General features: G+C 71.5%; 11 protein-coding genes and 1 pseudogene. 8 read left to right on the forward strand and 4 right to left on the reverse strand.

Annotation, left to right across the window (positions count from 1 at the left end; all coding sequences use genetic code 11):
* Positions 1-51 precede the first annotated feature (51 nt).
* From ACZ6KY_RS32275 to ACZ6KY_RS32295, 5 genes are all read left to right on the forward strand, one after another.
* Positions 52-507: an Lrp/AsnC family transcriptional regulator gene (locus tag ACZ6KY_RS32275; RefSeq protein ID WP_469313830.1), complete on the forward strand. Its 456-nt coding sequence runs from the start codon at positions 52-54 to the stop codon at positions 505-507.
* Positions 508-601: 94 nt separating this feature from the next.
* Positions 602-1,765, forward strand: a complete 1,164-nt coding sequence (gene mqnE / locus ACZ6KY_RS32280) for an aminofutalosine synthase MqnE (protein ID WP_261704864.1) — start codon at positions 602-604, stop codon at positions 1,763-1,765.
* Between the two features lies 1 nt (position 1,766).
* Positions 1,767-2,300 carry a GNAT family N-acetyltransferase gene (locus ACZ6KY_RS32285; protein WP_469313804.1) on the forward strand — a complete coding sequence of 178 codons (534 nt, stop codon included), beginning with the start codon at positions 1,767-1,769 and terminating at the stop codon, positions 2,298-2,300.
* 83 nt (positions 2,301-2,383) lie between these two features.
* Positions 2,384-2,689 (forward strand): DUF4229 domain-containing protein, encoded by a 306-nt coding sequence (locus ACZ6KY_RS32290; RefSeq protein WP_469313805.1) that lies wholly within the window; start codon positions 2,384-2,386, stop codon positions 2,687-2,689.
* 47 nt (positions 2,690-2,736) lie between these two features.
* A complete protein-coding gene (locus ACZ6KY_RS32295) occupies positions 2,737-3,411 on the forward strand; it encodes a TetR/AcrR family transcriptional regulator (RefSeq protein ID WP_469313806.1) in 675 nt (224 codons plus the stop codon).
* Positions 3,412-3,505: 94 nt separating this feature from the next.
* On the opposite strand, the pseudogene ACZ6KY_RS32300 reads toward ACZ6KY_RS32295, so the two are convergent.
* Both ACZ6KY_RS32300 and ACZ6KY_RS32305 read right to left on the reverse strand, forming a co-directional pair.
* A pseudogene (locus ACZ6KY_RS32300) lies at positions 3,506-3,757 on the reverse strand (DUF6716 putative glycosyltransferase); the annotation flags it as partial.
* A 268-nt stretch (positions 3,758-4,025) separates the two neighbouring features.
* Positions 4,026-5,027, reverse strand: a complete 1,002-nt coding sequence (locus ACZ6KY_RS32305; protein ID WP_469313807.1) for a MaoC family dehydratase — start codon at positions 5,025-5,027, stop codon at positions 4,026-4,028.
* 598 nt (positions 5,028-5,625) lie between these two features.
* Here ACZ6KY_RS32305 and ACZ6KY_RS32310 point away from each other — a divergent pair.
* Complete coding sequence (locus tag ACZ6KY_RS32310) at positions 5,626-7,530, forward strand: AMP-dependent synthetase/ligase (protein ID WP_469313808.1); 1,905 nt, start codon at positions 5,626-5,628, stop codon at positions 7,528-7,530.
* Between the two features lie 139 nt (positions 7,531-7,669).
* Here ACZ6KY_RS32310 and ACZ6KY_RS32315 read toward each other — a convergent pair whose 3' ends face one another.
* Positions 7,670-7,873, reverse strand: coding sequence for a cold-shock protein (locus tag ACZ6KY_RS32315; protein ID WP_037627265.1), 204 nt, complete (start codon positions 7,871-7,873; stop codon positions 7,670-7,672).
* A gap of 343 nt (positions 7,874-8,216) precedes the next feature.
* Here ACZ6KY_RS32315 and ACZ6KY_RS32320 point away from each other — a divergent pair, with 343 nt between their 5' ends.
* Both ACZ6KY_RS32320 and ACZ6KY_RS32325 read left to right on the forward strand, forming a co-directional pair.
* On the forward strand, positions 8,217-9,065 hold the full coding sequence (locus tag ACZ6KY_RS32320) for a menaquinone biosynthetic enzyme MqnA/MqnD family protein (protein WP_469313809.1): 849 nt from the start codon (positions 8,217-8,219) through the stop codon (positions 9,063-9,065).
* Between the two features lie 176 nt (positions 9,066-9,241).
* Positions 9,242-11,203: a protein kinase domain-containing protein gene (locus tag ACZ6KY_RS32325; RefSeq protein WP_469313831.1), complete on the forward strand. Its 1,962-nt coding sequence runs from the start codon at positions 9,242-9,244 to the stop codon at positions 11,201-11,203.
* 70 nt (positions 11,204-11,273) lie between these two features.
* Here the strand turns inward: ACZ6KY_RS32325 and ACZ6KY_RS32330 are convergent, their stop codons facing one another.
* Positions 11,274-11,876 carry a hypothetical protein gene (locus ACZ6KY_RS32330; protein WP_469313810.1) on the reverse strand — a complete coding sequence of 201 codons (603 nt, stop codon included), beginning with the start codon at positions 11,874-11,876 and terminating at the stop codon, positions 11,274-11,276.
* Positions 11,877-11,926 lie beyond the last annotated feature (50 nt).

Consider the following 11,926-nt stretch of genomic DNA (forward strand, 5'->3'; position numbering starts at 1 on the left):
TCTCAGCACCTCAAGACCTCTCAGACCTTTTCAGTGGAAGGCTTCGATCGCATGGACGCGGTGGACAGGCAGCTCATCCAGGCCCTGAGGGAGAACGGCCGGGCCTCCTACGCGGAGCTGGGGCGCCTCGTCGGTCTGTCGGGACCCAGTGTCACCGACCGCATCAACCGGCTGGAGGCGGCCGGTGTCATCACCGGGTACCGCGCGACGGTCGACTCGGCCTCGCTCGGTCTCGGTGTCACCGCCCTGATCGGCATCTCGCTCTCCGACGCGGCCGACCACGAGGACGTGGCCAGGCGGCTGCGCGACCTCAGCGAGATCGAGGACTGCTGGTTCATCGCGGGCGACGACTCGTTCATGCTCAAGGTGCGGTCGAGCGACGTCGACGGACTGGAGAGGACCATCCGGCGGCTGTCCGGGACCAAGGGCCTCTCCCGTACCCGTACGACGATCGTGCTCTCCACGAAGTGGGAGAACCGGGTCGGAGAGCTGCCCGAGGAGGAGTAGGGATCGCCCCCGGCGCGAAGGCCCTGCTGGGGGCCTTCTGCCGGAAGGCGGGGGAGTACGGTTGGCTGGATTCGTCACAGGGAGAGGTAATCGCATGGATGTCGGGCTCAAGCGCGAGCTGGAGGACAAGGTCCGGGCCGGTGAGCGGCTCAGCCGCGAGGACGGCATCGCGCTGTACGAGTCGGACGACCTGGCGTGGCTCGGCGGGCTCGCGCACGAGGTGCGCACGCGGAAGAACGGCGACGTCGTCCACTTCAACGTCAACCGTCACCTCAACATGACGAACGTGTGCACCGCGTCCTGCGCGTACTGCTCGTTCCAGCGCAAGCCGGGCGAGAAGGACGCGTACACGATGCGCATCGAGGAGGCCGTCCGCCTCGCCAAGACGATGGAGGGCGAGAACCTCACCGAGCTGCACATCGTCAACGGCCTGCACCCGAACCTGCCGTGGCGCTACTACCCGCGCTCCCTCAGCGAGCTGAAGAAGGCCCTCCCGGAGGTCTCGCTCAAGGCGTTCACGGCCACCGAGATCCATCACTTCGAGACCATCTCGGGGCTGTCGGCCTCGGAGATCCTCGACGAGCTGATCGAGGCCGGCCTGGAGTCGCTGACCGGCGGCGGCGCGGAGATCTTCGACTGGGAGGTCCGGCAGCACATCGTCGACCACCGCACCCACTGGGAGGACTGGTCGCGCATCCACCGCCTCGCGCACGAGAAGGGTCTCAAGACCCCGTGCACGATGCTGTACGGACACATCGAGGAGCCCCGCCACCGCGTCGACCACGTGCTGCGGCTGCGTGAGCTCCAGGACGAGACCGGCGGCTTCCAGGTCTTCATCCCGCTGCGCTACCAGCACGACTTCGTGGACATGAAGGACGGCAAGGTCAGGAACCGCCTCCAGGCGCGTACCCAGATGGCGACCGGCGCCGAGGCCCTGAAGACCTTCGCGGTCTCCCGGCTGCTCTTCGACAACGTCCCGCACGTCAAGGTCTTCTGGGTCATGCACGGCGTCCAGACCGCCCAGCTCGCGCTCCAGCACGGCGCCGACGACATGGACGGCTCGGTCGTCGAGTACAAGATCACGCACGACGCCGACAACTACGGCACCCCGAACAAGCTGACCCGCGACGACCTCCTCGACCTGATCCGGGACGCCGGTTTCCGCCCCGTCGAGCGCAACACGCGGTACGAGATCATCCGCGAGTACGACGGACCGGACCCGGCGCGACGCGAGTCGCCGCAGCCGATGCGGGTCTGACGTGCCGCTGCACTTCGAACTGGACCCGGCGGTCACCCCTGCCCTGCGGGACGGGGTGGTCGCCCTCTGGGTGGACGTCTCGAACGCGGGCGGCTCCGTCGGCTTCGTGCCGCCGGTGGCCGCCGGGGACGTGCGCCCCGAACTCGTGAAGCACTTCGTCGCCATGGCGGAGGGCCGCACCCGGCTGCTGGTCGGCCGGGACGAGGAGGGCGGCGTCGCCGCGACCGCCTTCCTCACGTACAACACCCACCGGCTGATGAGGCACTGGGTCTGGCTGTACACCGTGATGGTGCACCCCCGGCACCAGGGCAGGGGATACGGCCGGGACCTGCTCGCGGCGGCCGAGGAGGCCGCGGGCTCGCTCGGCGGCATCGAGGCGATCCGGCTGACCTGCCGGGGCGGCGAGGGTCTTGAGCGCTTCTACGCCTCCTGCGGCTACAAGGAGGTCGGCCGGGTGCCCGGCGCGATCCGCGTCGCGCCCGGCGACGAACGGGACGACATCACGATGCTGCTGCCCCTCGCACTCCGCGACTGAGGACCCCCTGCAAGATCGCCGTCCCGGCGTGCTTCACTGGACGGAGTTCTTTGGGAACATTCGGAACGGAAGAGTGGATTGAGATGTTCCGCTACACACTGATGCGCCTCGGTATCCTCGTGGGCTGCCTCGTGGTCGTCTGGGGCCTCGTCTACTCGGGCATCGCCCCGCGCGGCCTCGGCGACTCCAACTACATGTGGGTCGTCCTGCTGGCCCTGGTGATCTCCGCGCCGATCAGCTTCGTCGTCCTGCGCGGGGAGCGCGACCGCGCCTCGGCCCAGGTCGTCGCCCGCGTGGACCGTGCCAGGGCCAACCTGGAGCGCAACCGCAGCCAGGAGGACGACGTCCTGGACGAGACCGCCCAAGGCGCCCCGAACCAGGCTTCCTGACACCGCTGTGCGCCCGGCCGGGCTTCGGCCCCTCGTAGGCTTGGCGCATGGGTGCTGTGAAGAACAAGCGGATGCCGCGCGCGGTACGCGAACAGCAGATGCTGGACGCGGCCGTACGGACCTTCGGGCAGCGCGGGTACCGGGCCGCGTCGATGGACGAGATCGCCGAACTGGCGGGCGTGTCCAAGCCGTTGGTGTACCTGTACTTGAACTCGAAGGAAGACCTGTTCACCGCGTGCATCCGGCGTGAGGCCAAGGCGCTCACCGCGGCCGTCCGCGCCGGTGTCCGCCACGGGCTGCCCGCCGACCGCCAACTGTGGGAAGGGCTGCGGGCGTTCTTCACCCACACCGCCGAGAACCCGGACGGCTGGGCGGTGCTGCACCTCCAGGCCCGTACACACGGTGAGCCCTTCGCTGCCGAGGTCTTCGCGATGCGCGAGGAACTGGTCCAGTTCGTCACGCAGTTGATCGTCGTCGCCGCGCGGGAGGCGCACCGTGACCCGTCGCTGCCCGCGCGGGAGGTCGCCGGGCTCGCGGAGGCGCTGGTCGGCGCCGCCGAGTCGCTGGCCGCGTGGGCCAACGTCACCCCCGGTGTCTCGGCCCGGCAGGCCGCCGCCACCCTGATGAACTTCGCCTGGGCGGGACTCGGCACCATGATGCAGGGCCGCCCGTGGTCCCCGCCGGCCACGGGGATCCCGTCCCCGTCCGCCGCGGAGGTCTGACCCACCCGGCCGGTACGGGATGTGCGGGATCCGCCGGATCTGCGAGATGCGCGGGATTCTCTCCGTGCCGGGTCGGTTCTGGCCCCAGCGGCGCAGTAGCGAGGCAGCCGGAGTGCACGAAGTAGTGGTTGCCGTGCTTCCCCGACCTCTCGGCTCCGTTCGAGCGGGGGAGACCCCAACCGCGGACCCCGAAGTCGGTGAGGATCGCGGTCGGGACGCCGTGGTGCATCGACTCCAGGGCGTCCGTCGAGCTGACGGTCACCAACAGGTCTGTGTGGTCCAGGACTTCGCCCATGTCGCCGTAGACCAGCCGCAGGTTGGCCGGGACCGGCTCGGCCGTCTTCTCGTACACGACCCCGACACCCCGACACCCCGTGACCGTGACCGGGCGCCGCTCCCGCCCCTCCCACGCGATCCCCAGGCTGTGGGTGAGCGCGAGTGTCGTACCGCCCGCGGTGGCCAGGACGACCACGTCGGCCGCGGCGAACTCGAAAGCACCTTGGGTCACCGGGCGCGCACGGTGAGAGCTTTCTCAACGTGGCGTTTTCACCAGGGAGTTGATGACGGCAGGTGTCCGCGGCGGGGTCTCCCGCCATGCGGTGTTCGCCCGAAGTTCACTCGCTTCCCGCGCGAAGTGGCCGTACGTCGCCTGCCAGATGGACCCGGTCGCCGGTGCGGAGCTCGAACGCCGGGCCCTTCGCGGCGTACGTCACCGTCCCGGGCAGCAGTACCGGCGCCCTGAACTCGGCCCGCACCGCCACCGCTTGCTGCGGCCCGTACTCGGCGAGGCAGCGGGCGACGGTCCACATGCCGTGCGCGATGGCACGCGGGAAGCCGAAGAGCCGGGCTGTGAGGGGGTGCAGATGGATGGGGTTGCGATCCCCGGAGACGGCACCGTAGCGGCGGCCGACGTCCTGAGCGAGGCACCATTCGGCGACGACGGGCAGCGGCTCCGGTCCCTCGGGTGAAGGGGCCGGCGGGGCGATTGGTGGCGTGGTCGCCGGGGCGGCGGTCGGCGGGGCGTGCTGTGGGGTCCGGTCCCGGTCCCGGTCCTGGTTCCGGTCGCGGGGTCGGTCCTGGCCCTGGTCCCGGCGGGGGTTCCGGTCGCGGGGTCGGTGCCGGGCGAGGTAGGTGCTTCTCGACTCCCATACGAGCCTGCCGTGGACCCGTGCCTCGGTCAGCACGGTCGCCTCCGTGCCCCGTCGGTGCGGCGCCAACTTCTCCACCAGCACCGCGAGTTCGTACTCCGTGGTCGCGGCGGACTCCTGGTGCTGGGTGATCTCGATCGACGTGTGCACCAGCCCGAGCAGCGGCAGTGGGAACGCCCGCCCCGCCATGATCCGCATCGCCAGCGGAAAGGCGAGCACGTGCGGATACGTGACCGGCAGGGCGTCCGCGCCGGTCGCGAACCCGCAGACCCGCTCGTAGGCGGCGAGATGGCCGAGGTCGACCCGCACGCCGGAGAGGACGAGCCGGGTGGCGGGGACGGGCGCGTCCGGGTGGGGCCGCTTGAGGGGGGAGAGGAGGGCGCCGCGGGCCAGCAGCGGAACGAGCGAGGGGGGAGCGGCGAGGGTGCGTGCCCGGGGCTCGGGGCGGACGGGAGGCTGAGTGCGCATCGAGGTCTCCAGCGGGTGGGGAGGTGCGGCTCTCGGCGGGCGGGGACGGTGCGGCGCGCGGCGAAGGACTGTCCGGCCCGCAGCCCGGACGTGAATTTACTCCGGAGTAAGTTACCCGGGGTAAGGGTACGTCAGGGTGAGGGGCGGGTCGAGATGGGTCACGCCAATCTCCCGAAGGCGGGGCCCGGCGATAGGTCGCGGTGAGGGGGCGAGGAGTGAGGGGCGAGGCGGCGAGGGGTGACGGGGCGTGAGGGGGTGAGAGTGGGTGACGGGGTGCGAGGTCGCGTGGGCGAGGACGTCACGGTGTCGGGTGTTCGGCGCCGGAATCGTCGGGGCCGAACAGGAGTCGCCGGGGTCGTCGGCGCCGGGTCGGCCGGGGCGGGAGAAGTCGCAGCTACCCCGGGTAACCCGCACCGGGCCTGCCGCAAAGCGCCACAAACCCCACACTTCGGCGCCGTAGGATCCCCGTCTCACCGGGTTACCGAGAACCCTGAACCGCCTACTCCCCAGGGCCGTATGAGGATTCGCGCCCCGCGCTCCTCCGAGCCCGTACACGCCTTGCACCCGCCCCGGCCTCCGGCCGACAAGGAGCCGCCCCGTGTCCAGCCCGTACTCCCCCGACTCCGCCCCTCCGCTCCCGGAGCCCGAGATCAGGCGGCTGGACGGTGTCGTGCGCGAGGTCTCGGTGCCGCCGATCGCCGGCCGGGTGACGCACGGCTCCCTCGCGGACATCCCGTTCGACAACGCGGCCGCCGCCCCGCTGGAGCCGGTCCTCAGCCGCAGGACGCCGGACGGTGACGGCTGGACGGACGTGACCGCCGCCGAGTTCGCCGACCAGGTCCTGGCGGTGGCCAAGGGGCTGATCGCGGAGGGGCTCGTGCCGGGCGACCGGATCGCCATCATGGCCCGGACGACGTACGAGTGGACGCTCCTCGACTTCGCCGCCTGGGCCGCGGGCCTGGTCACCGTGCCCGTCTACCCGACCTCCTCCGTCTTCCAGACCCGCTGGATCCTCCAGGACTCGGGAGCCGTCGCGCTCGCCGTGGAATCCGTCGCGCAGGCCGCGACGCTCGGCCCCGAGCGCGGGCACATCCCCGATCTGCGGCACATGTGGGTCTTCGAGAAGGGCCATGTGGAGCGCCTCGCGGAACTCGGCCGTGATGTCCCGGACCAGGAGGTGGCCGTACGGCGCGGGGTGCTGGGCCCGGACACGCTCGCCACCCTCATCTACACCTCCGGCACCACCGGCCGCCCCAAGGGCTGCGTCCTGACCCACGGCAACTTCTTCACCGAGGTCGACAACGCCGTGGAACTGCTCTACCCGATCTTCAAGGCCCGCACCAAGGAGCCCGCCTCCACCCTTCTCTTCCTCCCCCTCTCGCACGTCTTCGGCCGCATGGTGGCCGTGGCCTGTCTGCGCGCGCGGGTCAGACTCGGCCACGCCCCGAGCCTCCAGACCGAGGACCTCCTCGCGGACCTGGCCTCGTTCAAGCCGACCTTCCTGCTCGCCATCCCGTACGTCCTGGAGAAGGTCTTCAACACCGGCCGCGCCACCGCCGAACGGATGGGCCGCGGCTCGTCCTTCGACCGGGCGGCCCGGATCGCCCAGAAGTACGGCGAGGCGGTCGAGGCCAAGCAGCACGGCACCGGTCCCGGTCCGAGCAGGAGCCTGCGCGCGGCCCGCGCCCTTTACGACCCCCTGGTCTACCGCCGTATCCGCAACGCCCTCGGCGGCAGGGTCCGGCACGCCATCTGCGGCGGCTCCCCGCTCGGCCGCCGGCTCGCCGCCTTCTACGCGGGAGCCGGAATCGACATCTTCGAGGGGTACGGGCTGACGGAGACCACGGCCGCCGCGACCGTCACGCCCCCGCAGAAGCCGCGCCTCGGCACGGTGGGCCGGCCGCTGCCCGGCACCCGGGTGCGGATCGCCGCCGACGGGGAGGTGCTGCTGTGCGGCGGTCAGGTCTTCCGCGGCTACTGGGACCCGCACGCGGGCGGTGTCGTCGACGCCGCGCCGGACGGCTGGTTCGCGACCGGCGACATCGGCGAGCTGGACTCCGGCGGCTACCTCGCCATCACCGGCCGCAAGAAGGAGATCCTGATCACCGCGGGCGGCAAGAACGTCGCCCCGGCGCCCCTTCAGGACTGGCTCCGCTCCCATCCGCTGATCGCCCAGTGCATGGTCCTGGGCGACGGCCGCCCGTTCGTCTCCGCCCTCTTCACCCTCGACCTGGAGGGCGTCACCCACTGGCGCCGGATGAACGGCAAGCACCCGGTCCCCGCCGAACTCGTCATGGAAGACCCCGAGTTGCTGGCCATCCTGCAGCGCGCCGTCGACGAGGCCAACAGCTTCGTCTCGCGCCCCGAGTCCATCCGCCGCTTCACCGTCCTGCCCGTCGACTTCACCGAGGAGGCGGGCCATCTCACGCCCTCCATGAAGCTGAGGCGCGCGGCGATCGAGAAGGACTTCAGCAGGGAGATAGAGGCCCTGTACGCGACGTAGGCGAAGCGGGCGGCGACGGTGGCGCGAAGCCGGGCGGGGCGCGGAGAAAAGGCAGGAGCCCCGCGACCGGCTGGTGCGGGGCTCCTTGGGTACTGCTATCCGTTCCGGATCAAAGCTTTGGGCTCATGGAGCCGAAGGCTTAGAGCGGAGTGACGTTCTCCGCCTGCGGGCCCTTCGGACCCTGCGTGACGTCGAAGGAAACCGACTGGTTCTCTTCGAGCGAACGGAAACCGTTCGCGTTGATCGCGGAGTAGTGGACGAAGACGTCCGGGCCGCCGCCTTCCTGGGCAATGAAACCAAAGCCCTTTTCGGCGTTGAACCACTTCACGGTTCCGGTAGCCATAAGCCCTCCTTGGGCCCAAAGGGTTGCCCTGCTCCAGAACCTGCGATTGTGTAAACAACTGCATACGTCTGAAAACGACGAGAGCCCGCGGTCACATGCTCCGCAGGCTCTGTACTGCAAGGGAAACCAAACTGCAACTTGCGGCGAGCCTAGCACGCAGGCGGCCGAAAGCAATAGAGGCGAAGATCACGTCATCCGGAAGGGTGGCCCGCGTGGGCGAGGGGTCTGACGTGCGTTGACTCCGAGGTGTCACACCTGTTGACACGAGGGGTCGGGATGGTTTCCACCAGTACACGCCGACCCTGGAGCGGGCACCGCGACGCCTGGGGTCTAGCCTCGCGATGTGGACAATTCTCGCACCCGGCCGCGCGTCGGCCACATTCAGTTCCTGAACTGCCTGCCCCTGTACTGGGGGCTCGCGAGAACGGGTACGCTCCTCGACTTCGAGCTCACCAAGGACACCCCGGAGAAGCTCAGCGAGCAGCTGGTGCGGGGGGATCTCGACATCGGGCCCATCACGCTCGTCGAGTTCCTCAAGCACGCCGACGACCTCGTCGCCTTCCCGGACATCGCGGTCGGCTGCGACGGACCCGTGATGTCCTGCGTGATCGTCTCGCAGGTCCCCCTCGACCAGCTGGACGGCGCCCGCGTCGCCCTCGGCTCGACCTCGCGCACCTCGGTGCGGCTCGCGCAGCTGCTGCTGGCCGAGAAGGTCGGGGTCCAGCCCTCGTACTACACGTGCCCGCCCGATCTGAGCCTGATGATGCAGGAGGCCGACGCCGCCGTCCTCATCGGCGACGCGGCGCTGCGCGCCAACCTGCTCGACGGACCGAAGTTCGGCCTCGAGGTGCACGACCTCGGCGCGCTGTGGAAGGAGTGGACGGGCCTCCCGTTCGTCTTCGCGGTGTGGGCGGCCCGGCGTGACTACCTGGAGCGCGAGCCGCTCGTCACCCGCAAGGTGCACCAGGCCTTCCTCGCCTCCCGCGACCTCTCCCTCGACGAGGTCTCCAAGGTCGCCGAGCAGGCGGCCCGGTGGGAGGCCTTCGACGAGTCCGTCCTGGAGCGGTACTTCACGACGCTCGACTTCCGCTTCGGCGGGCCGCAACTGGAGGCCGTACGCGAGTTCGCGCGCCGGGTCGGCTCGACCACCGGGTTCCCGGCGGACGTGAACGTACGGCTCCTCCAGCCGTGAGGCGCCGATCGGCGTGAAACCGGCCGGCGGGTGCGAGCCGGCCGGCCGGCGGGTAGCAACCGGCAGACCTGACGGTACGAGCCGGCGGATACGCGACGACAGTCACGCGGCTCCGGGCGCGCACGGCACTACGCTGCTGGGCAGTGTGTACGGGGGAGGGGTGAGCCGTGAGTGCCATGCAGCCGCTCGGAGTCGACGAACCCACGGTCGTGGGGCCCTACCGGCTGCTCGGCCGTCTGGGGTCCGGCGGCATGGGGCGCGTGTACCTGGGACGCAGCGCGGGCGGGCGTACGGTCGCGGTCAAGATCGTGCATCCGCACTTCGCGCTCGACGAGGAGTTCCGCGCCCGCTTCCGCCGCGAGGTCGACGCCGCGCGGCGGGTGGGCGGCGCCTGGACGGCCCCCGTCCTCGACGCGGACCCGGAGGCGCCGGTCCCCTGGGTCGCCACCGGCTACGCGGCCGGTCCCTCGCTGACGGCCGCCATCGCGGACGGCGGCCCGCTTCCGGTCCACTCCGCGCGCGTCCTCGGCGCCGGTCTGGCCGAGGCGCTCACGGCGGTCCACGCGCTGGGCCTCGTCCACCGTGACGTCAAGCCCTCCAACGTGCTGCTCACCCTCGACGGCCCGCTCCTGATCGACTTCGGGATCGCGCGGGCCACGGACGGCACCGCCTCCCTGACCTCGACGGGGGTCTCGGTCGGCTCCCCCGGGTACATGTCCCCCGAGCAGATCCTCGGCAAGGGCGTCACGGGAGCCGCGGACGTCTTCTCGCTCGGCGCGGTCCTCGCGTACGCCGCCACCGGCGAACCTCCCTTCCCCGGCGACTCCTCCGCCTCCCTTCTCTACAAGGTGGTGCACGAGGAGCCACAACTCGACTCCCTGGAAGGCGAGTTGCGCGAGCTGGTGGCGGCCTGCCTGGCCAAGGCGCCCGCGGCGCGGCCCACTCCGGGCGAGGTGGCCGGCCGGCTCGCACCGCAGGGCGCCGCCCGGCTGGTGTCGGCGGGCTGGCTGCCGGGTTCCCTGGTCGAACGGGTGAGCCGAAGTGCCGTACAGCTGCTGAACCTTGAGGCGACGGGGGCCGCGGAGGCCACGCCCTCCGGGCCGGTGGGGTTCAGCAGCCCCTCGGTGGAGGCCGGTCGGGCCGCCGGGAGCGGCGCCGGGTCCGGCGGGATGTGGTCCGGCGAGGGGGCGTCCGGTGGAGTGGCCTCGGGCGGGGTGGCGTCCGGCGGGGTGGAGTCCGGTGGGGTGGCCGGGACTTCGGGGTCGGGCGGGGTGGCGTCCGGCGGGGTCGCTGGGACTTCGGGGTCGGGCGGGGGCTTCGGGCCGCCCCCGCCGGGTTTCGGGCCGCCGCCCCCGATGCCCACGTACGTACCCGGGCAGCGCGAGAGCAGGGCCGCCGCCGAGCCTCAGGACGCCGTACACCGCGAAGGGGCGCCGCGACAGCCGCTGTACGACCGTCCCGGCAAGGTCTCCGTCAGCGTGGCGGCGACCTCCGCGCCCGGGGCCGACGGGCGTGGCCGCAGGATGAGTTGCACGGTCGCGCTGGCGGTCGCCGGAGCGCTGGCGGTGGCGACCGTGGGCTCGGCGTTCCTCTTCGACCTGCTGCCGGGCGGCGGCTCGGACGACGAGAGCGGCGCGGCGGGCGGGCGTCCGTCGGCCAGAGGGAGCCAGAGCGCTCCCGCCACGGGGCCGTCGGAGAGCGCGAGCGCCCCGGGACCGGGTTCCACGGCGAGCGCCCCCGAACCGGGCCCGACCGAGAGCACCCCCGGTCCGGGCGGGCAGCCGTCCACGATCCCGGCCTCCTATCTCGGCACCTGGGAGGGCGACGGACTCGGCCTCAACGGCACCCTCCCCATGGGCACCTTCCGCGTCACCGTCCACCAGGCCGCCGTTGGGCAGGAGTTGGGGACCTTCCGGCAGACCGACCAGATCGGCGGCATCTGCGACGACGTCCTCATCCTCAAGAAGGTCACGAAGAAGCAGCTGGTCGCCACGAGCGTGGCCGCGGAGTCCAACCGCGACGTCTGCACGAAGGGCCGGCACGAGGTCCGGCTGACTCCCGTCGGCGGCGACCTCACCTACGACACGGACAACGCGGAGGCGGGGGATCCGGTGGCCCGGATGGCGAAGGTCGGCTGACCGGCGGGGCGCGGGGCCGGCCGGCCGCCGCGTTCCCGTGGGATCGGCCGGCCGGGGTGTCCTCGTGGGTTCAGCCGGTCGCCGCGTTCTCGCGGGCGTTCGCGATCCTGATGAGCACGGTGATCAGAGCGGCGGCGACGAGCACGGTCGAGAGCAGGCCGACGGCCCAGACCCAGGGGTACTCGACGTGGACCCAGCAGGGGTTGCCCCGTCGGTGGCACCCGGAGTCCCAGTCGCGGTGGTGCCGGGGGCGCCAGGTCGTGAACACGACCAGCATCCACAGGAGACAGGCGGCGGCTCCGGGCAGCGAGGCGACCACCCAGCCGAGCGAACGGAGCGGCCTCGCCTTCCACTTCATCCGTGAAAGCGTCCCGATCACAGCGCCGAGTCCGAGTGGCAGGACGGCACCCACGACGACCGCGAAGCCGTATCCGCCGCCGGGCCAGGCGGGAGCCACCTGACCCCAGAGTCCGGGTCCCCAGGCGGCGGTGGTCATGCCGAACGCGGCGACCGCCACCAGGGCGGCCAGGATGACCAGGCAGCCCGAGCCCGCGTCCCGCCAGGAGGTCTTCTCCTTCGCCCGCTCCCACGCGGACGGCCGCCGCCGCACATGCTCGTAGCGCAGCGCCGCCCCCGCGGCCCTCCGCCGCTTCGGCTTCGCCGATCCGCTCACCGCCCCCCGCCCCTTTCTCTGCGAGCCGTCTCTCCCTGACCCGTCTCTCC

It is taken from the genome of Streptomyces sp. NPDC042002, assembly GCF_055588305.1.